Below are 22,427 nucleotides of genomic sequence, written 5' to 3'. Positions count from 1 at the left end.
GCGTGGCAGCCGCCGCACACGCGTGATGAAATGGTGGGCGACCGTCGGGCAGATCGTGATCCTTGTCTCGCTATCCGGCACTTACCGGCATCGGCGCGACATTCTGCGCCCGCCGCAGCGTCGATTTCGGGGAAAATGGCGGATAGCTGATCAAACATGAGTACCACCGTGTCGTGACCTGCCATGTCACGCCCGAACTGTGGGGGACGGCGTGAACAGGAAATACTTTTGATGATGCGATGGATCGCCTATGCCTGTCGCCTGGTGGGATTCCGGCCGGGTAGGCTGGCCGTTGTCGCGCTCCTGGCGCTCGCCGGCCAGGCCGACGGAGCGGCCGCGCGCGAGGTGCGCGTCGGCATCTACGAGAACCCGCCGAAGATCTTCTCCGATGCACAAGGCATGCCGACCGGCCTGCTGATCGAACTGCTGCAGGAGATCGCGGTACGCGAGAACTGGCAACCCGTTTTCGTACGCTGCGACTGGAACACCTGCCTCGAGCAACTCGAGCGCGGCGGTCTCGATCTGCTCCCCGACGTCGCCTACACTTCCGAGCGCAGCAAGCGCTTCGACTTCCACCGGACTGCCGCGCTGCACAGCTGGTCGCAGATCTACCGTCGTGACGACACGGTGATCGAGTCGATACTCGATCTGAAGGGCAAGCGCATCGCCATGCTCGCCGGCAGCATCCAGGAGCAGGCCTTGCGTTCGATGCTGATCGGTTTCGAGGTCCAGTTCGAGATCGTCCCCACTTCCTCGCCGGCCGAAGCGTTCCGGCTCGCCGCCTCGGGCGGGGCAGACGCCGCCGTTGCCAGCCATCAGTTCGGCGCGTACAAGGCGGTCGATCACGGTCTCGTCGACACGCCGATCGTCTTTCTGCCCTCGAGCCTGTTCTACGCCACGAGCAAAGGACGCAATGGCGATCTGCTGGCGCACATCGATGCCCATCTCAAACCGTGGCAACACGACCCCGCTTCTCCGTACTTCCGCATTCTCCACCGCTGGAGCGACCGCACGCCCGACGTCCTGGTGCCGCCGGCAGTCCGCAATGCCTTGCTGATTCTGGTCGGACTCGGCATTGCGCTGTCGGCCGGGATCGTGCTTCTGCGCCGCAAGGTCAAGGCCAGCACCCGCGAACTGGCCGAAGTCAACCGCCAGCTCGCCGCCACGCTCGACGCGATTCCCGACCTGCTGTTCGAGGTCGACCTGGACGGGCGTTATCACGACGTGCGCGCAGCGCGTACCGAGCACCTCGCCGCGCCCCCGGACATGATCATCGGCAAGACCATCGCCGAATTGCTGCCCCCCGAGGCCGCGGCCGCCTGCTTGGACGCGCTGCGCGAAGCCAACGCCAACGGCTGGTCCAGCGGCAGACAGATCGCGTTGCCGCTGGCGAGCGGGACGATGTGGTTCGAGCTCTCGGTCGCCAGAAAGCAGCCGGCCCCCGGCCGACCACCGCACTTCATCGTGCTGTCGCGCGATGTCACCGATCGCCACCTGGCCGAAGCCGGCGTCCGCCGGCTCACCCGCCTCTACGCGACACTGAGCCAGTGCAATCAGGCGATCGTGCGCTGCGCCGACCAGGCCGAACTGCTGCATCAGATCTGCCACGATGCGGTGATTTTCGGCGAGATGAAGATGGCCTGGATCGGTCTGATCGACGAGCACGACGGTATGCTGAAGCCGGTCGCCGCCTTCGGTGACGGTACCGCATATCTCGACGACATCGCGATCTCGACTCACGCCGACGACCCGCACGGTTGTGGCCCGACCGGAACCGCAATCCGCGAGGATCGTCCATTCTGGTGCCAGGATTTTGCCCGGGATCCGGCCACGGCACCCTGGCATCAACGCGGCAGCCGCTTCGGCTGGGCCGCCTCGGCGTCCTTGCCGCTTCACCGCGATGGCATCGTGATCGGCACGATGGCGCTGTATGCCGGCGAGGTCAACGCATTCGACAGCGCGGCGCAGAAGCTGCTCGTCGAGATGGCGATGGACATCGATTTCGCCCTCGATCGCTTCCGCAAGGATGCCGAACGCGCGCGCATGGCCGAGGAACTGATCGAGCGCGAGGAGAAATACCGGGAACTCACCGAGAGCATCAACGACGTGATCTGGACCCTCGATCCCGCGTCGTCACGCTTTCTCTATGTCAGCCCGTCGGTCCTTCGGCTGAGCGGCTACACCGCCGACGAAGTCATGGCCGCGCCGCTCGAGGCTGCATTCACCGCGAACAGTGCCGCCCGCGTGCACCAGGTCATCCGTACCCTGCTGGCGGAATTTCACGCCGGCACACGCAGCAGCAACGACTTCACCATCGAGGAGGTCGAGCAGCCATGCAAGGACGGCGCCACGGTGTGGACCGAAGTCGTCATCAATGTGGTGCGAAACCTGAAGACCGGAAACGTGGAACTCCGCGGCGTGACCCGCAACATCACCGAACGCAAACGTGCCGAGGCGCAGATCCAGTATCTGGCCCATTTCGACCAGCTGACCGGCCTGCCCAACCGGACCCTGCTCAAGGACCGCTTCGCCACCGCCTTGAGCCTGGCACAACGCAGTGGCGGGCGGCTGGCGGTGATGTTCCTCGACCTCGATCATTTCAAGGACATCAACGATACCCTTGGGCACGAAGTCGGCGATCAGCTGTTGGTCGAAGTCGGGCGCCGGCTCGAAGGCTCGATGCGGGCCGGCGATACCGTCTCCCGCCTCGGCGGCGACGAGTTCATCTTCATCCTGCCCAACACCGACGCCGACGGCGCCGCCCATGTCGCCGCCAAGCTGCTCGACGCGATCTCGAAACCCTACCTCGTTGATCAGCACGAACTGGGCGCCACGCCTTCGATCGGAATTGCAATGTATCCCGACGACGGTGCAGACATGGATACGCTGTCGAGAAACGCAGACGCGGCGATGTATCAGGTCAAACGCGAAAACCGCAACGCCTACCGCTTCTTCACCCGCGAGATGCAGGCGCATTCGGTGCGCGCCCTGATGCTGGCCAACGCGCTTCGGCATGCGCTCGATCGGGACCAGTTGTCGCTGCATTACCAGCCCCAGATCTCGCTACACGATGGTCGGGTGATCGGGGCGGAAGCCCTGCTGCGCTGGCAGCACCCGGAACTCGGTGCGATCTCGCCGGCCGAGTTCATCCCGATCGCGGAGAGCAACGGTCTGATCATACGGATCGGCGAGTGGGTGCTGCGCCAGGCCGTCGCCCAGGCGCAACGGTGGACGGAGCACGGCTTGTCGGCCTTGGTCATCGCGGTGAATATTTCGGCGGCGCAGTTCCGCCACCCCAATCTTCCCGAACTGGTCACCCGGATCGTGGACGAGGCCGGCTTCCCCGCCGAACGACTCGAACTGGAACTCACCGAAGCGGTGGCGATGAACGATCCGCAGACTGCCATCGCGGTGATGGACAGGCTGTTCGAGCGCGGCGTCAACATGTCGATCGACGACTTCGGCACCGGCTACTCGTCGCTCAGCTATCTGAAACGATTCAAGGTCACCAAGCTGAAAATCGACCAGTCCTTCGTTCGCGACATTGCCGTCGATGCCGACGACAAGGCGATCGTCATCGCCATCATCAACCTCGCCCGCAGCCTGGGCATGCGCACCATCGCCGAGGGCGTCGAGACCGCGGAACAGCTCGACTTCCTGCGCCAGCATGGCTGCGAGCAGGTCCAGGGTTACCACTTCAGCAAACCCCTCGCCGCCGACGCATTCGAAACCTGGGTGCGGGCGCGGGCACTGCCGGCACCAGGCACCACCGACAAAAAAAGAGCGCCCCGGTTTCAGGCGCCCACGTGTTGATGCCGATCGGCCGTCTTACTGCACCCGGATCTCCACCCGCCGCGCTTCAGCAGCATCGGCACCGCCCAGGGTGACGGCCGGGCGGCGCATCATCACGCGCTCGGCCGGCACGCCCGCCGCGATCAGGGCTTCACGCACGCCGAGCGCCCGATTCTTCGCGACTTCGGCATTCACGTCGGCGGTGCCGGTTTCGTCATGGAAGCCCGACAGCAGCGCCCTGGCATCGGCACGGGCGGCCAGCGCTGCGACCACACGTCCGAGCGCGTCGCCGGCATCGGCGGGAAGCGCGGTTTCGCCCGGCGCGAAGTAGAGCTTGGCCAGCGGCTCGCCCACTTCGGCGACGTCGACGAAGATCCCGTCGGCACCCTGAGCGGCCGGCATCGCCTGCGCTGCTGCATTGTTGCGGCCCATCGAATGCACACCCAGACCGATGACAAAAGCGATCACCAGCGCGATGATGCCGAACAGAACCCCCATGACGACGTTCAGTTCGCCGTCTTCCTGATCAAACATGCATTTCTCCCGCTCAAGTCATTGTGTTGTTTGGCAAACAGCTCGTGAGTCTAACCGAAGCGGGCGCCGCCTTCATGCATTTTGCGCAACGCAACAGGGGGGCCGGGCACGGCGTGCAGAATGCTTTTGTGAGAATATTTACCCGCTTGATATGAAGCACGGCTACATTGACCAGCGTAGCACCCAAGTACACAAGGAGATTGCCATGGGTTTGTTCAGTTTCATCAAGGACGCAGGGGAAAAACTCTTCGGCAGCGGCGAAGCCAAGGCCGCGCAGGACGCGGCAGCCAAAGCACCGAGCCCGGAATCCAAAGCACTGGCCAATGCCAAGGCCGCCGAGGCCATCCGCCACTACATCGATACCCTCAAACTCGCCACCCCGGATCTGAGCATCGGTTTCGACGGCGCGACGTCCACGGTAACGGTCAGTGGCAGCGCCCCCGACCAGGCCACCAAGGAGCGCATCCTGCTGGCTGCGGGCAACGTCCAGGGCGTGAGCAGTGTCGAAGACAAGCTCGTCGTGCTCAATCCTGAACCCGAAGCCCGTTTCCACACCGTCGTCAGCGGCGATACCCTGTCGGCGATCGCCAAGACCTACTACGGCAATGCCAACAAGTACCCGGCGATTTTCGAGGCCAACAAGCCGATGCTGAGTCATCCGGACAAGATCTATCCGGGGCAGATGCTGCGCATTCCGCCGCAGGCCTGAGGCGTCCGGGGCGCACGCAACGCGGGGCGGCGTGGATTCCGCCCCGCGGATCGCGACCGCCACCGGTGACCGACTTGAACTGCAGCGCCGGCGGCGCTAACGTCGACGGCCGCGTGCTCCGCACACCTCCCCCGCGCAATTCGCCGACATGTCCCGCATCCACATCGACCTCCCCGCCGGCCTGCCCTTTTCGACCGAGATCCCGCTCTACCTGAGCCACATGAATGCCGCCGGGCATCTCGACAACGCCCTGCTGCTGACCGTCGTGTCCGAGGCCCGCGCGCGCTATATCGAGTCCATGGGCTATACGGAACTCGACGTCGATGGCGCCGGCGTCATCGTGGCCGACGCGGCCCTTCAGTACAAGTCGGAAGCCTTCCGTGGCGAGACCATGGCGGTGGCGATGGGAGCATCCGCCTTCAGCAAGTACGGTTGCGACCTGCTGTGGCGCATGACCGACCTCGCCTCCGGACGCGAAGTGGCGCGCGGCAAGACCGGCATCGTGTTCTTCGATTATGTCGCACGCAAGATCACGGCCGTACCCGAGAGCTTCCGCCGGCGTTTTGCCGCGGAAGCCGCAACCTGACGTGGCCGCAGCACCCCGGGTGGTCGCCGTCATCGGTGGAGGCCCCGCGGGCCTGATGGCTGCGGAGGTACTCGCGGCAGGCGGCGCGGCGGTCACCGTGTACGACGCCATGCCCACGGCTGGACGAAAATTTCTGCTCGCCGGTCGCGGCGGGCTCAACCTCACCCACAGCGAACCCGACGACGTGTTCCTGTCGCGCTACGGCGAGCGGACGCACGAACTCGCACCGATGATCGCGGCGTTCGGCCCCGGAGCATTGCGCGACTGGGCCGCCGCATTGGGCGTCGCAACCTTCGTCGGCACGTCCGGACGCGTATTCCCGCATGAGATGAAGGCTGCGCCGCTGCTGCGGGCATGGCTCGCACGCCTGCGTGCGGCCGGCGTACGTTTCGCAATGCGCCATCGCTGGCAGGGCTGGGCCCTGCCAGCAACCAGCGACGGCCGCCAGCTGCTGCGGTTCTCGACGCCGGACGGCCCGCAGGAGGTGTGTGCGGACGCCGTCGTCCTCGCGCTCGGCGGAGGCAGCTGGGCCAAACTGGGTTCGGATGGTGCCTGGGTGGCGATCCTGCGCGAGCGCGGGGTGGACGTGTCCGACCTGCTGGCCGCCAACTGCGGCTTCGACGTGGCCGCCGGCGGCGAGGGCGGCCACGGCTGGAGCACGCATTTTGGCGAGCGACACACCGGCGAACCGGTGAAATCCGTGCGCGCCCGCTGCACCGACCTGCACGGCTGCGTGCATGAGCGCAGCGGCGAATGCATGATCAGCGCCACCGGCGTCGAGGGCGGCCTGATCTATGCCCTTTCCGCCCCCCTGCGCGACACCCTCGCCGCCACCGGATCGGCCTGTATCGAGCTGGACCTCAGCCCCGGGCGCAGCCTCGAGCGCCTCACCAGCGAACTCTCCCGCCCTCGCGGCAGCCGCTCGATGGGCAGCCACCTGCAGGGACAAGCCGGAATCAAGGGGGTCAAGGCCGGTCTGCTGCGCGAATGTCTGCCCGCCGCCGACTTTGCCGACCCGGCGCGGCTCGCGGCCGGCATCAAGGCCCTGCCCGTGCGTCTGAGCGCGGCACGACCGCTGGATGAGGCGATCAGCAGCGCGGGCGGCGTGCGCTTTGCGGCACTCGATCTGCAGCTGATGGTGCGCGCCCTGCCCGGTGTGTTCTGTGCCGGCGAGATGCTCGACTGGGAAGCCCCGACCGGCGGCTACCTGCTCACCGCCTGCCTTGCCAGCGGCCGGTCGGCCGGACACGGCGTGCTGCACTGGCTTTCGGAGCACCTGCGCAGTGCATTGTAAGAATCCTTGGGGTAGCAACGACCAATGACAGCGCAGGCAACCGCCTGCCCGAACTCACGACATGCAACGAAAATGACACGCCCGGAATCCGGCATCGCCCGCAAGGTCGCCCTGCACGCGTTGCTCGAAGCTGCTTGCAAGGGCCCTATCATCAAGGCGGCGGCCAGGGTCGCGCTGGTGGTCGGAACGGCATTGAACCTGATCAATCAGAGTCCCCAGATCCTAGCCGGCGACTCAATCAACCTCTGGCACCTGACGCTCAATTATCTGGTGCCCTACTGTGTGTCCAGCTACAGTGCGGCGAGCAACGAACTTCGGCGCAGGACATGACCATGGATCAAGCCAGCTCCCTCGGCGCAGGCGGCAGTGCCGCCAGCCAACTGACCGACCCGAAGATACTCGCGGGTTTGCACCACGACATGCTGCGCTTCGCCCGGCTCCAGCTGCGGGACAAGGCCATGGCCGAAGATGCGGTCCAGGAAGCGATCGAGGCGGCACTGATCGGCGTCGCCCGCTACGCCGGCGACGCCACGCTCAAGACCTGGGTCTTCGGCATCCTGCGCAACAAGATCGTCGACATCCTGCGCCGCGGTCAGAAGACCGTTTCGCTGAGCAGCGTACTCGGCAATGACGGCGACGATGACCCCGACGCCGCACTCGATGCGCTGTTCCGTGAAAACGGCCACTGGCAGACGAACTCGCGCCCGGCCGCGTGGGCCGCGCCGGAGCAGTCGTTCGAGAACAAACAGTTCTGGGCCGTCTTCGAAGCCTGCCTGGATCGCCTGCCGGAGAACATCGCGCGCGTGTTCATGATGCGCGAGATGCTCGGTCTCGAAACCGCAGAAATCTGCGCGGAGGTCAGCATCACCACCAACAACTGTCATGTCATTCTGCACCGCGCGCGCACCAGTCTGCGCAGCTGCCTGGAGTCGACCTGGTTCGTGAAAGGGGAGTGCCGAACATGTTGAGCTGCAAGGAAGCCACCCGTTTGTGCTCGGAGTCGCTTGATCGGACGCTCGACCTGCGCGAACGCCTCACGCTGCGCATGCACCTGATGATGTGCTCGGCCTGTACCAACTATCGCGAGCACATGGCCTGGCTGCGCCAGATATCGTCGCGGTATGCGGACGGTGCATTCGTGGAATCCACAGCCGAGCCCACCACCGACAAGGCCGACGACACCGGGAGCGCGCGCGAGCCCTGAGCTGCGGGGCCCGGAGCACGATTACCGATCGGTGTAAGAATCCGCGCCCGGCGCCGACCAACACCGATAAGGACCCAACCGCCAAGGAACCCCACCATGCATGACCTCGTCCAGGACTACTACGGCCGCCAGCTCGCCACCTCCGCCGACCTGAAGACAACCGCCTGCTGCGACCTCTCGCAGATGCCCGCCTGGCTCAAGCCGCTGCTCGCACGCATCCACCCCGAGGTCCTGAGCCGCTACTATGGCTGCGGCCTGGTGTGCCCGACCCTGCTCGAGGGATGCCGGGTGCTCGACCTCGGCTGCGGATCCGGTCGGGACGTCTATGCCCTGGCCCAGCTCGTGGGGGAAAGTGGCGAAGTGGTCGGTGTGGACATGACCGAAGAGCAGCTCGCGGTCGCCATGCGCCACCAGGCCCATCATCGTGAAGCCTTCGGCCACACCAGCAGCAATGTGCGCTTCGTGCACGGCTATATCGAACGTCTGGATGAACTCGGACTCGAGCCAGGCAGCTTCGATGTCATCGTCTCCAACTGTGTGATCAACCTCTCGCCCGACAAGGACGCGGTGCTGAGCGGTGTGTCGCGTTTGCTCAAGCCGGGTGGCGAATTCTATTTTTCCGACGTCTATGCCGACCGCCGGGTGCCTGCCACGGTACGCAACGACCCGGTGCTATATGGCGAATGCCTCGGCGGCGCCCTGTACTGGAACGACTTCCTGAGCCTGGCGCGGCGCAGCGGCTTTGCCGATCCACGTCTGGTCGAGGATCGTCCGCTCGAGATCACCGATCCGCTGCTTGCAGCCAAGGTCGGCAACATCCGTTTCTTCTCCGCCACCTACCGCCTGTTCAAGCTCGACACCCTCGAGAGCGCCTGCGAGGACTACGGCCAGGCGGTCATCTACCGCGGCGGCATTGCGCACCAGCCGGAGCGCTTCATCCTCGACAAGCATCACGAGATCGAGGCCGGCCGCATCTTCCCGGTATGTGGCAACACCTGGCGCATGCTGCGGGAAACCCGCTTTTCCGGGCACTTCGATTTCGTCGGCAGTTTCGACCGTCACTACGGCATCTTCCAGGGCTGCGGCACCAGTTCCCCCTTTGGCCGCCAGACCGCGGACGACAGCGAGGATTGCGGCTGTTGCTGAGCCGGAGCCGGCTCGCGGCGTCCGGGGCGCGGGGCTAGCCTGCGGCCCTGACTGCATTGGGCAGTGCGCTCAGGTCGGCGATCTGACCGTCCGGCGTGGCCGGAATCCGCTCCGGCTGAAAGCCGTAACGGTTGCACCACAGCACGCGAAAACCGAATGCCTTTGCCGAGTAGGCGTCCCAGCCGTTCGAGGACAGGAAGCAGATCCGCTCCGCGGCAACGCCGAGGCGGTCGCAGGCCAGTTGGTAGACCGACGGGTGCGGTTTGAACACCCCGACCTCCTCGACCGACAACACGGCATCGAACACCGCGTCGAGACCGTTATGGCGCACGGCCGCATCGAGCATCGGGCCGGTCCCGTTCGACAGAATCGCCAGCCTGACGCCCTGCGCCTTCAGGCGGCGCAGCGCGTCCGGAACCTCGGGAAAGGTGTCGAGGTGAAGATATAGCTCCATGAGGCGGGCTTTCAGGTCCGGGCGATTCAGTTCGAACGTGGCGAGGGCGAAATCGAGCGCGTCGCCGGTGACCTGCCAGAAGTCGGCATGATGATTGGCGAGCCCGCGCAACCAGGTGTATTGAAGCTGCTTGTCGCGCCACAGCAATGACAGGCGCTGCCAGTCGGCCCCCAGTTCGTCGCGCGCGGCGGCCGCCGCGCTGTTGAAATCGAATAGCGTCCCATAGGCGTCGAAGACGCATGCGTCGATTCCGGGAAGTGGTGCTGTCTTCATTCAAGTCTCCTCGTCAATGCCGTGGGCTCTCCGACCGCCTCCGAAGAACAAAGGATGACACCTCTACCGGAGCCGGTCCAGAAGGCACACCCGGGACGCTGGACGCAGCGCCCTGGCACATCTACCCGCCTCAGTCTTGTCCGCTCCAGCGCCGTCCCTCAACCTTTGGATCCCGGGGCGTGTGGAAAAGGTGAAGCGCGGGGGGCGACGCGGGCCGCGCCACCAATGGAGAACGAAGTCGAATCAGGCGACGGTCGCGAGCAACTCGGCGATCGGCACCCTGGCTGCTGCGCCATGCACGACGCGCGAGATCAGATCGGTATCCGGGTCGGGCTCAAGGTCGGCGGGCATGCCGATCCGCCCCGTCGGCACCGCGTGCCGGAGCGCCCCGCCATCGCCTTGCAGCTGATACTCGCCACCGCAGGAACGACAGTAGACGTTGTCACCCGTCTGCGCTTCGCGCCTCACCGCCAGGGTCGGGCCGCACATCATGCAGCTCTGCAGGGGAATGCCGTGGTCGCTGTGCCCGGCGATGTGGGTGAGCGCGCCGGCGCGACCAAGCTCGATAAAGCGCTCGCCAAGGCTGCGGTCGAACTGGGTTCCAAGATGCTCCTGAATGATCACTAGCGCCTGCTCGATCGGCATCCCCTTGCGATATGGACGGGTGCTGGTCATCGCATCGAACGCGTCGGCAATACCGACGATGCGCGCATCGAGCGGCACGGCTTCGCCTGCGAGCCCGTGCGGGTAGCCCCTGCCGTCCGGCGTCTCGTGATGGTGCAATACCGCCGCACGAACCAGACGGGCCAGCGGATGCGCGGCAAGCATGCGCGCACCGACCTCGGGATGGGTCCTGATCACCGCATATTCATCGTCGGTCAGGCGGCTGTTCTTTCTGAGGATCGCATCGGGAATGCCGATCTTGCCGAGATCGTGCAGGAAGCCGCCGATCTCGATCCGCGCCAACTCCCCCCCGCGGTGCCCCGCGTCCTCGGCGAGTACGGCCGAATAGCGCGAGACCCGCCACAGATGCCCGCCAGTATAAGGATCACGTGCCTCGACCACCCAGGCCATCACCAGCAGACTGACCAGCAGCTGCTCCGCGGCATCGTCCCGCGGCCTGGCCCAATTCGTCAGATGATTGAACAGCTTCATGCTCCCTCCGCAGTAATGGGCGACCGAATCATCGTTCCGTGCCCCCTCGCCCATGCGGCGCGCGACCGACGAGCGCAGGACGACGGATATGCACCGACCTCAGCCCGGCCGCCCGATACTGCCCGGACAGCGCCGACGGCGCGCATCGCGCACCCTCCGGAACGCCGCCGGTCGCAAGAAAGACCGACCGGCTGACAAACAGGGGATGCTGATCCGTCAGTTGCCAGGGCGAACGCCAGCTCAACCAGACGGACTGCAGGCGACGCAGCAGTCCACCGCTAAGGCGCACGTCAAGCCAACCCCACTCGGCTCCCGAATCGTACATCGCCTGCTCGATCAACTGGTCTGCAAGAGCGGGCAGCACCACCCCGTGGTCCATGATCAGCAACACCTCTCCGCAGGCAAAGGCGGCCGCCACATTGATCTGCCGGGCTCGCAAGTCCGGCACCCGGATGACCCGACTGGCAAAGCGCCGCGCGATCGCGGCGGTGTCGTCAACGCTGCCGCCATCGACCGCAATCACCTCCACCCCGCAGCGCCGCAGCGGTGCCATCAGACGCAGCTGCGCATAGGCCAGCGCCGCCTCGTCGAGCACCGGCACGATGATGGAGAGGCGAACGCCCGGCTCCCCGCAAACGGCCTGAATCAGCGGTTCCTGTACGCGCAGACGACGTCCGTCACTCACCGCAGGCCGGCTTCAACGGCGATCTTCCCGCTCGTAGGCGCTGTGTTGTGTTTCGAGGACAACCCGCTTGTCGGGCCTGCCCCCGATCGCCACCGGTCCGGCCCTGCCCGCCTGACCGACCGGCGCAGCGGCAGTTTCCCGGATGAATTCATAAGCGCTGTTGCGCGTTTCGAGCGGCGTCCAGTCGGATGCAGCCCCCGTCCGCCCCGGAATCTCGCTCGGGCCCGCCGGACCGGCCTGCCCCGCCTGCATCGCTGTCGCGCTCAGCTGCGCAGCCAGTTGATAAGCACTGTGTTGTGTTTCGACGACTTCGGCCATTGCGATCCCCGAAGTCCCTGCGAAGAGGCTGACGGCGATGACAGCGGCGAGATTGTGAACTTGCTTTTTCATGATGCTTCTCCTTTTACTGCGGTTTGTGGTTTCACCGAGCAGCGTCAACGTTGCCGGTTAGGAGTTAGTCAAACCACGCAGCCAGTTCATTACAGGTTTTCTTCAGCTTTTCTGCCATCGGCTCGCACCGCGGATCCTCGATCGCACGTCCATCCATCCGAACCCTCTAATAAGTGGAATGCCGGGAGACGCGAGGTGCCCAGGCTGTCTCGCGACCAAGGCCCGCCATCGCAGCTCACCGCATAGACAACAACATTCCAACGAGTGTTAGACTGTATGCAGGCAACGTCGGATTCGCCCCCAATGAACTTCGAGCCATCCCTCCTCGCAAACGAACCGGTGATCCGGCTGGCTTCCTTTGTGGCCGTTTTCGCCGTTGTCGCGTTATGGGAAGTGCTCGCGCCGCGGCGGGCGCTGACGCTGTCCAGGGGGTTGCGCTGGGCCAGCAACCTGGGGCTGGTCGTCCTCAACACGATCGTGCTGCGGCTGCTCTTTCCGCTCGCGGCCGTAGGGATGGCGGCCTTCTGCACGGAAAACGGGTGGGGCCTGTTCAATCATTTCGCCCTGCCCTACTGGCTGGCCGTGGTCCTGTCGGTGATCGCGATGGATTGCGTCATCTGGCTCCAGCACGTGATGGTGCACGCGGTCCCGGCCCTGTGGCGGCTGCATCGCGTGCACCACGCCGATCCGGACTACGATCTGACCACCGGCGCCCGTTTCCATCCCCTCGAGATCATCCTGTCGATGCTGATCAAGTTCGCCACCATCATGGTGCTGGGCGCACCGCTGCTGGCGGTGGTGATCTTCGAGGTGCTGCTCAATGCCACTTCGATGTTCAACCACGGCAACATCCGCCTGCCCCACCGACTCGATCGCGTATTGCGCTGGTTCGTGGTCACCCCGGACATGCACCGCGTGCACCACTCGATCGAGGACGACGAGACGAACTCCAATTTCGGCTTCAACCTGCCATGGTGGGATCGCCTGTTCGGGACCTACCGCGATCAGCCACGCGCCGGTCACCTGGCGATGACCATCGGCATCCGCGATCACACCGACCCCCGCGAGGTCGCGCGCCTCGACGGCATGCTGATGCTGCCCTTCCGCGGCGAGATCACGGACTACGCGATCAATCGTCGCAGTTGGCCCGGCGACACGCGCGACCGCCGGAAATGACCCGCCACGTGACTGACAAGGAGCCCGAAAGGACGCCCTTCATCCCCTTCATCACACGCCTCACCAGTTCGACTCCCGCTCCGGCGTAGACGTGATGCGGTGAATGGACAGATCGGCCCCGATGTACTCCTCCTCCTGGCCCAGCCGCAGGCCGACGCTGAGCTTGAGTACACCGTAGATGAGGAATCCGCCGCCGAGCGCAACGCCGATACCGAGCGTGGTCATCACCAGTTGCGACATGAAGGACACACCGCCGAGACCGCCCAGGGCGGTGGTGCCGAAAATACCGGCGGCGAGTCCGCCCCACGCCCCGCAAATACCATGCAGCGGCCACACCCCGAGCACATCGTCGATCTTCCAGCGGTTCTGGGTCAGGGTGAACATCATCACGAACAGTCCTCCCGCCACACCGCCCACCGCCAGCGCACCGAGCGGATGCATGATGTCCGAGCCGGCACATACCGCTACCAGCCCCGCCAGCGGTCCGTTATGCACAAAGCCGGGGTCGTTGCGGCCCACGACCAATGCCATCAGGGTTCCGCCCACCATGGCCATCAGCGAGTTGATCGCCACCAGACCGGTGATCTTCTCCAGGGTCTGGGCCGACATCACATTGAAGCCGAACCAGCCCACGATCAGGATCCATGCACCCAGTGCGAGAAAGGGGATCGATGACGGCGGATGTGCGGAAATCGCGCCCGTGCCCAAATAGCGCCCATGGCGCGCCCCCAGTAGCAGCACCGCCGGCAACGCAATCCAGCCCCCCATCGCGTGAACGACCACCGATCCGGCGAAGTCGTGAAACTCTGCCCCGAAACGCGCGGCAAGCCAGGCCTGAATGCCGAAGGCCTGATTCCAGGCGATGCCCTCGAACAACGGATAGACGAAGGCGACGATGAAAAAGGTGGCCACCAGTTGCGGATAGAATCGGGCACGCTCGGCAATCCCGCCCGAGATGATCGCCGGGATTGCCGCGGCAAACGTGAGCAGGAAGAAGAAGCGGGTGAGCTCGAACCCGCTCTTGTCGAGCAGCGTGTCTGCGCCGGTAAAGAAGTGCACACCATAGGCAATGCCGTAGCCAACCAGGAAATAGGCCAGCGTCGATACCGCGAAGTCGGTCAGGATCTTGACCAGGGCGTTGACCTGGTTCTTCTTGCGCACTGTCCCGACCTCGAGAAAGGCAAACCCCGCGTGCATTGCGAGCACCATGATGGCGCCCATCAGGATGAACAGGACATCGCTGCTTGACTTGAATGCTTCCATATAAGCCTCCGAACGGAATGGAAGCCTCTAGCAAGCACCGTTCCAGTGCATATTTCATTGATAAGTCGGGATATTCGCCCCAAGCAAGGGCGATAGAAGGCACTATAACGGTGCATCAACGACTTTCAATGCACATATCCGGTGCATTGACCTGTCCTTGGGGGCTGGATGCACCATAACCGTGGCCCGCACATCGGGGCGGCTCCCACGCTGCACCATGATGGCGAGTGCTGACGATCTACGCGCCACCCCGGTGCATGATCGCAGTGCCGACGCAGACGCGTAGAATGCCCTTTTTCCCGCCTGCCGCAGCCATGACTTACGCTTCTCGCCGCCCCGAACTCCTCGCCCCTGCCGGCTCCCTCGACATGATGCGTACCGCCTTCGCCTACGGCGCCGATGCAGTCTACGCCGGTCAGCCACGCTATTCGCTGCGCGTGCGCAACAACAGCTTCGGCAAGCTCGACGTTCTCGCCGCCGGCATCGCCGAAGCCCGTGCCGCGGGCAAGGCCTTCTACCTGGTGGCCAACATCTACCCGCACAACGCCAAGATCCGCACCTTCGAGGAGGACATGGCGCCGATCATCGAGCTGAAGCCCGACGCGCTGATCATGGCCGACCCCGGCCTGATGATGATGGTGCGCGAACGCTGGCCCGAGGTCGACATCCACCTCTCGGTCCAGGCCAACACCACCAACTACGCCACCGTGCGCTTCTGGCAGTCGATGGGGGTGAAACGCATCATCCTGTCGCGCGAGCTGTCGCTCGACGAGGTGGCGGAGATCCGCCAGGAATGCCCGGACATGGAGCTCGAGGTTTTCGTCCACGGTGCGCTGTGCATCGCCTACTCCGGGCGCTGTCTGCTGTCGGGCTACTTCAACCACCGCGATCCCAACCAGGGCACTTGCACCAACTCGTGTCGCTGGGATTACAAGATGCATGAGACCATCGAGAGCCCGTCCGGCGATATCGAGGCCCGCGACCACGTTCCGGCGCTGGGCAATCCGCGCGACTTCGGCACCGTCGGCACCGCACTCGGTGGCGGACCACGCCACGCCAAGGCCGACAAGGTGTGGCTGCTCGAGGAAGGCACGCGCTCCGGCGAACTGATGCCGATCGAGGAGGACGAGCACGGCACCTACATCCTCAATTCGCGCGACCTGCGCGCGATCGAACACGTAAACCGGCTGGTGGAAATCGGTATCGATTCGTTGAAGATCGAGGGCCGCACCAAGAGCCCGTACTACGTCGCGCGAACCAGCCAGGGCTATCGTCGGGCGATCGACGACGCCATGGCCGGCCGGCCCTTCAACCTGCAATTGCTCGGCGAACTCGAGGGCCTGGCCAGCCGCGGCTACACCGACGGCTTCTACCAGCGCCACAGCACACCGGAACACCAGAACTACCTGCGCGGCCATTCCGAGTCGGGCCGCAGCCTGTTGGTGGGCGAGATGGTCGGCTACGACCGTACCCGCGCGCTGGCGGAAATCGAAGTGAAGAACCGCTTCGGGGTGGGTGATCGGCTGGAGTTCATTCAGCCCGGCGGGAACTTCACCGGCGAGATCCTGCGTATCGAAGCTGCCGACGGCGCATCGATCGCCTTGGTACCCGGCAGTGGTCGCCGGGTCTGGCTTGCGCTGCCCGAGGGTGCCGATCCGGCACACCCCTGCTTCATTGCCCGCTTCGTCTGACGGATGACGCCCCGGCGCCCCGCTCAGTCGCGAGGCCGAGCGGCCACGTCCTTGCGCAGCAGCGACCGGGAATCGTTCCAGGCGACCATGCCGCCGAGCAGGAACAAGCCCCCGATCAGCCCGATTGCGCCGAACGGTAACACCAGCCCCAGCAGCGGCCAGTTGAGCGAACGTTGCAGCATGGCCTGATCCGGCGAGTTCGGATTCACCCAGGCGGTAAGCTCCGTACCGACCGGCAATCGGGCGATATGTGCCTTCACTGCACCGCGATGATCGACGCCATTGTGCAGATCGAACCGTGTGCCGACGAAGTCCGCACCGTCGAACTGATAGCGGTAGCGCACCTCGAACGCCGGCAGGGGCCGATTGCGCAGCAGCTGCGCAGGCGCGAGGCGCACCGCTTCGAGGGTAGCGGGAACCGGCGTCCATTGCCGACTGCGCATCGCATCGACCAAAGGCAAAACGCCAAACGAGACGACCCCGAACAATCCCGATACCAACAACGCCACCCCGAGCAGCGGAAAGACCACGCGGATGGTGCCCTCCAGAAGGAACAGCTTTAGCGAGACTCGAGACATGGTGGCGTCGGCAATACAGGAACCCCTATTCTATAAGGGGTATGTCCGATCGTGAGAACTTATGGGTGGCGCGCCGTGACGGACATCCTGCTGCCGACAAAATTTTCCTCCCGACCACGACTGCGGTGTTCGACCCGTCCCAATGGAAAGCCCCATCTCATGAAATCCACCCCTCCCGGAGCGGCAGTCGCCGCCGGCCTCCGCATCACTCCGCTCAGGCTCGCACAGCCCGCCCATGCCGAAGCCTTCCTCATGCTGCTCGACCACTACGCGCGCGACCCGATGGGGGGAGCCAAGCCACTCGACGACACGGTCCGTGCGACACTGGTCGGACATCTGCGGCAACGCCGCGATTTCGTCGCCTTTCTTGCGTTCAGTGGCGACATCGCATGCGGACTGATCAATTGTTTCGAGGGATTCTCCACGTTTGCCGCCCGTCCCTTGCTGAACGTGCACGACCTCGTGGTGCACGCCGACTACCGCGGCCAGGCGATCGGCCGGGCGCTGCTGACCGCCGCAGAGCAAGCAGCGCACGCGCGCGGCTGTTGCAAGCTCACCCTGGAAGTGCTGTCCAATAATCACGCCGCGCTGTCGGCCTATGAGCGCGCCGGCTTTCGCCCCTATGTGCTCGACCCCGCAGCCGGCCAGGCACTGTTCCTGCAGAAATGGCTGTAGGCGGGCGTTTCAGCCGCGGCCGGCGGCGTAAATGCGGCGGCCCGCGGGAAGCGCCAAGTGCACTGCAGCAATACACGTCTTGCGCTATAATGCAAGGCTTTGTTTTATCTGAATAACAGGATTTCAAGTGCTCGTCGCCGCCAATATCACCATGCAGTTCGGGGCCAAGCCCCTGTTCGAAAATGTCTCCGTCAAGTTCGGCGACGGCAACCGCTACGGTCTGATCGGGGCCAACGGCGCGGGCAAATCCACGTTCATGAAGATCCTGTGCGGCGAACTCGAATCGTCCGCCGGCAATGTTTCCAAGGATCCGCACGAGCGCATGACCTACCTGCGCCAGGACCAGTTCGGCTACGAAGAGATGCGCGTGCTCGACGTGGTGCTGATGGGGCATGAGGAAATGTGGGCGTGCATGGCGGAAAAAGACGCGATCTACGCCAACCCGGACGCGACCGAAGACGACTACATGCACGCCGCCGAACTCGAAGGCAAGTTCGGCGAATACGACGGCTACACCGCCGAAGCGCGCGCCGGTGAGTTGCTGCTCGGCGTGGGCATCGCGACCGAACTACACAACGGCCCGATGAAGAACGTCGCGCCCGGCTGGAAGCTGCGCGTGCTGCTGTGCCAGGCCCTGTTCGCCAACCCCGACATCCTGCTGCTCGACGAGCCGACCAACAACCTCGACATCAACACCATCCGCTGGCTCGAGGATGTGCTCAACAACCGTGACTGCACGATGGTGATCATCTCCCACGACCGTCACTTCCTGAACCAGGTCTGCACCCACATGGCCGACCTGGACTACGGCACCATCACGGTGTACGCCGGCAACTACGACGACTACATGGAAGCGGCGACCATCGCCCGCGAACGCCAGTCGGCGGCCAACTCCCGGGCCAAGGACAAGATCTCCGAGCTGCAGGAGTTCGTGCGCCGCTTCTCGGCCAACAAGTCCAAGGCCAAGCAGGCCACCAGCCGGATGAAGCTGATCGACAAGCTGAAGCCGGAAGACGTCAAGCCTTCCAGCCGCCAGTACCCGTGGATCCGCTTCGACTATGACGAAAAGGACAAGCTCCACCGCCTGGCGTGCGAGGTGGACACCCTCTCCTTCGCTTACGAGGGCATGGAGCAACCCTTGATCAAGCGACTGTCGCTGGCGATCGACGCCGGCGACAAGGTGGCGATCATCGGCGAGAACGGGGTCGGCAAGACCACGCTGATGAAGCTGCTGGTGGGCGAACTGACACCGCAGAAGGGCGCGGTGAAGTGGGCCGAGAAGGCCAAGCCGGGCTACTACGCGCAGGATCACTCGTCCGACTTCGCCACCGACATGAGCCTCACCGAGTGGATCGCCGACTACGCCCGGGTGACCGCGGACGCCGTCGGCGGCGACGTCGAGACCCTGATCCGTGGCACCCTGGGCCGCCTGCTGTTCTCCGGCGACGAGGTCAAGAAATCGGTCAAGGTGATCTCCGGCGGCGAACAGGGGCGCATGCTGTTCGGCAAGCTGATGCTGTCGCGACCCAACGTGCTGCTGATGGACGAACCGACCAACCACCTCGACATGGAGTCGATCGAGTCGCTCAACAACGGGCTGGAAAAGTTCAACGGTACGCTGATCTTCATCTCGCACGACCGCGAGTTCGTCAGTTCGCTGGCGACCCGCATCATCGAGATCAAGCTCGACGGCACCATCATCGACTACCGCGGGACCTACGAGGAGTACCTCTCCAGCCAGGGCGTCGAGTAAGTGAGCGGCCGCCCGCGGACAATCAGCGCTCGCGGACGGCGTCCTGGATGAAGTCGATCAGTTCGTCCATCTGGAATGACTTGTCGAAAAAGTGCTCCACGCCCAATGCGGCGCAACGGGCACGGACCGTGCTGTGACCATGATTGGAAAACACCACTGCACGCGGCCGACCGAAGCGCTCCGGTTCGGCACTGAGCCGGCTCAGGACGCCCAGTCCGCTACCTGCACGCAATTCCAGATCCACGATCGCCACGTCGGCGCGCTGGCCTTCCAGTTCGGCAAGGGCACCTGACTCGTCATCGGCATCGCCAACCACCAGGACGCCCTCGATCTCGTCCAGCATGTCTCTGAGCATCGCGCACAGAATGGGCGAATCCTCGATCAGGAATACACGGAGCGGAGCAGATGCGTTCTCGTTCATTGCCGGACTTCGATCCACAACGGGTTCGTGCCATCGGAGACGGTTGAGCGGTCGGTGCGCCCTTCCGGCTACTGTAAAGCCGCGCCACGCCGGAAGCGCGGTACGACATCACGCCCACGCGCTGTCCTAATGCCGCCGCGATGATAGCTCAACCGTCCGGGGCGACGTCGAGCTGCATGCTCCGGGTGGCGCGATGCAGCCAGGTCGGGGCTACCCCCGCCACCTGAATCGGTTCGCCCTGCTGAGCGATGCTTCGCGATCGCCCACGTCCGACCGCGACGATGTCGATGTTCATGACGTTACCTCCTTGGGTCGGAAACGCGGTCTCGCAGGACAAGCGCTGTCTGGCGTGCGTGGCCCGGGCGGCCCATGGCTCCACTGTACGCAAGTCCGCAATGCCCCCCCATCGGCGGCATCCTAGAGCCGCGTCAGACGATTCCCACAACCCGTCGGCGGAGAGCGCCCCTTGGTGATCGGTTCGGGCGCTCCGGCGGCTTCGGACTGGCTTGGCCCCACCGGGACGAAGCGCGCACCGTGCAGGCAAACGCCTACACGACGATCCGAATCGACGGACAGACCGCCGCCATTCGCAGGCCTAGAGTCGAACTGCATCGTGCAGCCAGCCGACTGGCCCGCACCGATCACCGACAATACCAACACGAAGGAGCACGATCATGAAACATGTTGCCGCCACGCTTGCACTTTCCGGCTTGCTCGGTTTTACCGCCGTCGGTTGCGCGGTCACGCGCGATCAATCGACGGTGGGCGAGTTCGTCGATGACGCCGCCATCACCACCCGGGTGAAAGCCAAGTTTGCCGAAGATCCGACGGTGAGCATGATGTCGATCAATGTGGAAACGCTCAAGGGCACGGTACAGCTGTCCGGGTTCGCGAAGAGCACCGCGGAACGCAGTCGCGCCGGTGAAATCGCGCGCGCGACGCCAGGCGTGAGTTCGGTGAAGAACGACATCGTGGTCCGGCAGTAGGCCGTCGTTGCGAGCCGACGTGCGCCAACGGGCATCGTCCCTGTCCGTTGCGCGTACCCCTGCTCGTTCGCCGGGATGGCGGGGGCGGAAACATGCCGAACGGAACGCGCGGATGACAGGCGTCGGCCCCCGCAACCCAGCGGTGAACGAGCACGATGTGGAAGGTGGCCGCTTCCGTGGGCACATTCCGGCCTGCGGGGGGCATAATTCACTACGATCCGGTTTGCGCCGGAATGGGATCGGGACCTTGCACTGACCACCAGACGCCATGGCACTCTCGTCCGCGCCCGTCGCCCGCTTTCGCCCGGGCAAACTGCTCACCCCGCTGCTGCTGCTCGGATTCGTGCTCGGTGCGGCGTGGCTTGCCGCCAGCCAGTGGCAATCCACCTCCAGCAGGGAAGCGCTGGAGAAGCTGCGTGCCCAATCGAGCCGGCTCTACCATGTCGAAGCGCTGCTGCGGCATGTGCTCGACGCCGAGTCGGGCGTCCGCGGCTACATGCTGACGCAGAATCCGGTCTATCTCACCCCTTATCAGGACGGTCGCGCCGAAGTCGAACGGACGCTTGCACAGCTGCGTCAGGGCGACTGGGCGGATGAGGATCAGCGCAAGATGCTCGACCTCCTGAGCACGCTGTTCGACGATCGGTGGTCGCTGATGAAGCTTGGCATCGAACACGGCGTGGGCGACAACGCGGACTCGGCTTCCGGTGGCACCGACAAACAACTCACCGACCAGATCCGCCGCATCGTAGGCACATTGCGCACCCAAGTGCTGCGCGACATCGACCGGACCCTGGATGCCTCCCTGTCACGCTTTGCGGATGTTCGCGCCACCAATCGACTGCTCGGCCTGTCCATTCTGGCGCTGCTGCTTGCGCTGGCGGTCGTGCTTTACCGTCAGGACGCGCTGCGGAGGCGAATCGCCGACATCCTGCACTCCGAGAACGAACGCCTGCAGACCGAGGTCGAGGTGCGCACCACCGAGCTCACCAGTCTCGCCACCTATCTGACCCGAACCCGAGAGCTCGAGCAGGCCCGGCTGGCCCGCGAACTCCACGACGAACTGGGCGCCCTGATGACGGCGGCCAAGCTCGATGCCGCGTGGATCGGCCGCAAGCTCCCGGCCGAGGTGATGGCGCCGCTGCGCAGCCGTTTCGACCGCCTGATCGACACCCTGAACCAGGTCATCTCGATCAAGCGCCGGGTCGTCGCCGACCTTCGTCCGCCGCTGCTGTCCGATCTCGGGCTGGTCGAGGCCTTGCGCTCGCTGGCCCAGTCGGGCGGCGTCGGCGACCACGACGGGCGGGTCGATCTCGAACTGTCGGACGACCTGCCGAGCCTGCCGGAAGACCTGTCGCTGGCCTTGTTTCGCATCGCCCAGGAGGCCCTGACCAACGTTCGCCGCCACGCCCACGCCACCCGTGTCCGCCTGGCACTGGAGGTCGGCGACGATACCATCTCGCTCCGGATCGAGGACGACGGCGTTGGCTTCGATCCGGAGCGGTCGCGCCACAATCGTCACGGTCTCGCAGGCATGGAGCACCGGGTGCAGATGCTCGCAGGAAAACTCGAGGTGCTCAGCACGCCGGGCAAGGGAACCCTGGTCACCGCGCGGGTACCGCGCCCCCGAAGCTGACCGCGCGGACGGCACCCACCTCTTGC

General features: G+C 64.8%; 23 protein-coding genes. 14 read left to right on the top strand and 9 right to left on the bottom strand.

All coding sequences use genetic code 11. The annotated features are described in order from the left end of the window. Positions 1-231 precede the first annotated feature (231 nt). Complete coding sequence (locus AC3A35_RS00775) at positions 232-3,813, top strand: EAL domain-containing protein (protein ID WP_487433896.1); 3,582 nt, start codon at positions 232-234, stop codon at positions 3,811-3,813. Between the two features lie 15 nt (positions 3,814-3,828). Here AC3A35_RS00775 and AC3A35_RS00770 read toward each other — a convergent pair whose 3' ends face one another. Next, the gene (locus tag AC3A35_RS00770) at positions 3,829-4,326 is read right to left on the bottom strand and encodes an OmpA family protein (protein ID WP_487433895.1); all 498 of its coding nucleotides are present in this window, start codon (positions 4,324-4,326) and stop codon (positions 3,829-3,831) included. Between the two features lie 205 nt (positions 4,327-4,531). Between AC3A35_RS00770 and lysM the strand changes: the two genes are divergently transcribed. The 7 genes from lysM to AC3A35_RS00735 all read left to right on the top strand — a co-directional run bounded on the left by lysM (position 4,532) and on the right by AC3A35_RS00735 (position 9,265). Further along, a complete protein-coding gene (gene lysM, locus AC3A35_RS00765; protein WP_487433894.1) occupies positions 4,532-5,035 on the top strand; it encodes a peptidoglycan-binding protein LysM in 504 nt (167 codons plus the stop codon). Positions 5,036-5,183: 148 nt separating this feature from the next. Further along, a complete protein-coding gene (locus AC3A35_RS00760) occupies positions 5,184-5,621 on the top strand; it encodes an acyl-CoA thioesterase (protein WP_487433893.1) in 438 nt (145 codons plus the stop codon). Between the two features lies 1 nt (position 5,622). Next, positions 5,623-6,915, top strand: coding sequence for a TIGR03862 family flavoprotein (locus AC3A35_RS00755; RefSeq protein WP_487433892.1), 1,293 nt, complete (start codon positions 5,623-5,625; stop codon positions 6,913-6,915). A 72-nt stretch (positions 6,916-6,987) separates the two neighbouring features. Beyond that, entirely contained in the window at positions 6,988-7,245 is a 258-nt protein-coding gene (nrtS, locus tag AC3A35_RS00750) for a nitrate/nitrite transporter NrtS (protein ID WP_487433891.1), read from the top strand. Positions 7,246-7,247: 2 nt separating this feature from the next. Continuing rightward, positions 7,248-7,883, top strand: coding sequence for a sigma-70 family RNA polymerase sigma factor (locus tag AC3A35_RS00745; RefSeq protein ID WP_487433890.1), 636 nt, complete (start codon positions 7,248-7,250; stop codon positions 7,881-7,883). Continuing rightward, positions 7,877-8,119 carry a zf-HC2 domain-containing protein gene (locus AC3A35_RS00740; RefSeq protein ID WP_487433888.1) on the top strand — a complete coding sequence of 81 codons (243 nt, stop codon included), beginning with the start codon at positions 7,877-7,879 and terminating at the stop codon, positions 8,117-8,119. The genes AC3A35_RS00745 and AC3A35_RS00740 overlap by 7 nt, the downstream gene beginning before the upstream one ends. Positions 8,120-8,215: 96 nt before the next feature. Further along, positions 8,216-9,265 carry a methyltransferase domain-containing protein gene (locus AC3A35_RS00735; protein WP_487433887.1) on the top strand — a complete coding sequence of 350 codons (1,050 nt, stop codon included), beginning with the start codon at positions 8,216-8,218 and terminating at the stop codon, positions 9,263-9,265. A 34-nt stretch (positions 9,266-9,299) separates the two neighbouring features. Here AC3A35_RS00735 and AC3A35_RS00730 read toward each other — a convergent pair whose 3' ends face one another. The 4 genes from AC3A35_RS00730 to AC3A35_RS00715 all read right to left on the bottom strand — a co-directional run bounded on the left by AC3A35_RS00730 (position 9,300) and on the right by AC3A35_RS00715 (position 12,222). Further along, positions 9,300-9,992, bottom strand: a complete 693-nt coding sequence (locus AC3A35_RS00730; protein ID WP_487433886.1) for a haloacid dehalogenase type II — start codon at positions 9,990-9,992, stop codon at positions 9,300-9,302. Positions 9,993-10,235: 243 nt separating this feature from the next. Then, a complete protein-coding gene (locus AC3A35_RS00725; protein ID WP_487433885.1) occupies positions 10,236-11,147 on the bottom strand; it encodes an HD domain-containing phosphohydrolase in 912 nt (303 codons plus the stop codon). Between the two features lie 28 nt (positions 11,148-11,175). Then, positions 11,176-11,832 (bottom strand): glycosyltransferase, encoded by a 657-nt coding sequence (locus tag AC3A35_RS00720; protein WP_487433884.1) that lies wholly within the window; start codon positions 11,830-11,832, stop codon positions 11,176-11,178. Between the two features lie 12 nt (positions 11,833-11,844). Beyond that, on the bottom strand, positions 11,845-12,222 hold the full coding sequence (locus AC3A35_RS00715; protein ID WP_487433883.1) for a hypothetical protein: 378 nt from the start codon (positions 12,220-12,222) through the stop codon (positions 11,845-11,847). Between the two features lie 303 nt (positions 12,223-12,525). On the opposite strand from AC3A35_RS00715, the gene AC3A35_RS00710 reads away from it, so the two are divergent. Further along, a complete protein-coding gene (locus AC3A35_RS00710) occupies positions 12,526-13,398 on the top strand; it encodes a sterol desaturase family protein (protein ID WP_487433882.1) in 873 nt (290 codons plus the stop codon). Positions 13,399-13,458: 60 nt separating this feature from the next. On the opposite strand, the gene AC3A35_RS00705 is transcribed toward AC3A35_RS00710, so the two are convergent. Next, the gene (locus AC3A35_RS00705; RefSeq protein WP_487433881.1) at positions 13,459-14,661 is read right to left on the bottom strand and encodes an ammonium transporter; all 1,203 of its coding nucleotides are present in this window, start codon (positions 14,659-14,661) and stop codon (positions 13,459-13,461) included. A 314-nt stretch (positions 14,662-14,975) separates the two neighbouring features. Between AC3A35_RS00705 and trhP the strand changes: the two genes are divergently transcribed. Beyond that, positions 14,976-16,352: a prephenate-dependent tRNA uridine(34) hydroxylase TrhP gene (trhP, locus tag AC3A35_RS00700; protein WP_487433880.1), complete on the top strand. Its 1,377-nt coding sequence runs from the start codon at positions 14,976-14,978 to the stop codon at positions 16,350-16,352. 23 nt (positions 16,353-16,375) lie between these two features. Here the strand turns inward: trhP and AC3A35_RS00695 are convergent, their stop codons facing one another. Then, positions 16,376-16,930, bottom strand: coding sequence for a DUF3592 domain-containing protein (locus AC3A35_RS00695; protein ID WP_487433879.1), 555 nt, complete (start codon positions 16,928-16,930; stop codon positions 16,376-16,378). A gap of 159 nt (positions 16,931-17,089) precedes the next feature. On the opposite strand from AC3A35_RS00695, the gene AC3A35_RS00690 reads away from it, so the two are divergent. Beyond that, a complete protein-coding gene (locus AC3A35_RS00690) occupies positions 17,090-17,605 on the top strand; it encodes an N-acetyltransferase family protein (protein ID WP_487433878.1) in 516 nt (171 codons plus the stop codon). A 127-nt stretch (positions 17,606-17,732) separates the two neighbouring features. Next, on the top strand, positions 17,733-19,358 hold the full coding sequence (locus tag AC3A35_RS00685; protein WP_487433877.1) for an ABC-F family ATPase: 1,626 nt from the start codon (positions 17,733-17,735) through the stop codon (positions 19,356-19,358). Between the two features lie 22 nt (positions 19,359-19,380). On the opposite strand, the gene AC3A35_RS00680 is transcribed toward AC3A35_RS00685, so the two are convergent. Both AC3A35_RS00680 and AC3A35_RS00675 read right to left on the bottom strand, forming a co-directional pair. Continuing rightward, positions 19,381-19,779, bottom strand: coding sequence for a response regulator (locus AC3A35_RS00680; RefSeq protein ID WP_487433876.1), 399 nt, complete (start codon positions 19,777-19,779; stop codon positions 19,381-19,383). 148 nt (positions 19,780-19,927) lie between these two features. Beyond that, a complete protein-coding gene (locus AC3A35_RS00675) occupies positions 19,928-20,074 on the bottom strand; it encodes a hypothetical protein (RefSeq protein WP_487433875.1) in 147 nt (48 codons plus the stop codon). 379 nt (positions 20,075-20,453) lie between these two features. Here AC3A35_RS00675 and AC3A35_RS00670 point away from each other — a divergent pair, with 379 nt between their 5' ends. Together AC3A35_RS00670 and AC3A35_RS00665 are read left to right on the top strand one after the other, a co-directional pair. Next, entirely contained in the window at positions 20,454-20,765 is a 312-nt protein-coding gene (locus AC3A35_RS00670; RefSeq protein WP_487433873.1) for a BON domain-containing protein, read from the top strand. Between the two features lie 268 nt (positions 20,766-21,033). Beyond that, positions 21,034-22,401 carry a CHASE3 domain-containing protein gene (locus tag AC3A35_RS00665; RefSeq protein ID WP_487433872.1) on the top strand — a complete coding sequence of 456 codons (1,368 nt, stop codon included), beginning with the start codon at positions 21,034-21,036 and terminating at the stop codon, positions 22,399-22,401. Positions 22,402-22,427: the final 26 nt, after the last annotated feature.

The organism is Azoarcus sp. Soil_N_20, assembly GCF_057656155.1.
This window is presented reverse-complemented; position numbering and strand designations above follow the sequence as displayed.

Excerpts from the sequence above, each read along its gene's own strand:
- AC3A35_RS00775 (WP_487433896.1), top strand. The coding sequence starts at position 232 with ATGATGCGATGGATCGCCTATGCCTGTCGCCTGGTGGGATTCCGGCCG.
- AC3A35_RS00770 (WP_487433895.1), bottom strand. The coding sequence starts at position 4,326 with ATGTTTGATCAGGAAGACGGCGAACTGAACGTCGTCATGGGGGTTCTG.
- lysM (WP_487433894.1), top strand. The coding sequence starts at position 4,532 with ATGGGTTTGTTCAGTTTCATCAAGGACGCAGGGGAAAAACTCTTCGGC.
- AC3A35_RS00760 (WP_487433893.1), top strand. The coding sequence starts at position 5,184 with ATGTCCCGCATCCACATCGACCTCCCCGCCGGCCTGCCCTTTTCGACC.
- nrtS (WP_487433891.1), top strand. The coding sequence starts at position 6,988 with ATGACACGCCCGGAATCCGGCATCGCCCGCAAGGTCGCCCTGCACGCG.
- AC3A35_RS00745 (WP_487433890.1), top strand. The coding sequence starts at position 7,248 with ATGGATCAAGCCAGCTCCCTCGGCGCAGGCGGCAGTGCCGCCAGCCAA.
- AC3A35_RS00740 (WP_487433888.1), top strand. The coding sequence starts at position 7,877 with ATGTTGAGCTGCAAGGAAGCCACCCGTTTGTGCTCGGAGTCGCTTGAT.
- AC3A35_RS00735 (WP_487433887.1), top strand. The coding sequence starts at position 8,216 with ATGCATGACCTCGTCCAGGACTACTACGGCCGCCAGCTCGCCACCTCC.
- AC3A35_RS00730 (WP_487433886.1), bottom strand. The coding sequence starts at position 9,992 with ATGAAGACAGCACCACTTCCCGGAATCGACGCATGCGTCTTCGACGCC.
- AC3A35_RS00725 (WP_487433885.1), bottom strand. The coding sequence starts at position 11,147 with ATGAAGCTGTTCAATCATCTGACGAATTGGGCCAGGCCGCGGGACGAT.
- AC3A35_RS00715 (WP_487433883.1), bottom strand. The coding sequence starts at position 12,222 with ATGAAAAAGCAAGTTCACAATCTCGCCGCTGTCATCGCCGTCAGCCTC.
- AC3A35_RS00710 (WP_487433882.1), top strand. The coding sequence starts at position 12,526 with ATGAACTTCGAGCCATCCCTCCTCGCAAACGAACCGGTGATCCGGCTG.
- AC3A35_RS00705 (WP_487433881.1), bottom strand. The coding sequence starts at position 14,661 with ATGGAAGCATTCAAGTCAAGCAGCGATGTCCTGTTCATCCTGATGGGC.
- trhP (WP_487433880.1), top strand. The coding sequence starts at position 14,976 with ATGACTTACGCTTCTCGCCGCCCCGAACTCCTCGCCCCTGCCGGCTCC.
- AC3A35_RS00695 (WP_487433879.1), bottom strand. The coding sequence starts at position 16,930 with ATGTCTCGAGTCTCGCTAAAGCTGTTCCTTCTGGAGGGCACCATCCGC.
- AC3A35_RS00690 (WP_487433878.1), top strand. The coding sequence starts at position 17,090 with ATGAAATCCACCCCTCCCGGAGCGGCAGTCGCCGCCGGCCTCCGCATC.
- AC3A35_RS00680 (WP_487433876.1), bottom strand. The coding sequence starts at position 19,779 with ATGAACGAGAACGCATCTGCTCCGCTCCGTGTATTCCTGATCGAGGAT.
- AC3A35_RS00675 (WP_487433875.1), bottom strand. The coding sequence starts at position 20,074 with ATGAACATCGACATCGTCGCGGTCGGACGTGGGCGATCGCGAAGCATC.
- AC3A35_RS00670 (WP_487433873.1), top strand. The coding sequence starts at position 20,454 with ATGAAACATGTTGCCGCCACGCTTGCACTTTCCGGCTTGCTCGGTTTT.
- AC3A35_RS00665 (WP_487433872.1), top strand. The coding sequence starts at position 21,034 with ATGGCACTCTCGTCCGCGCCCGTCGCCCGCTTTCGCCCGGGCAAACTG.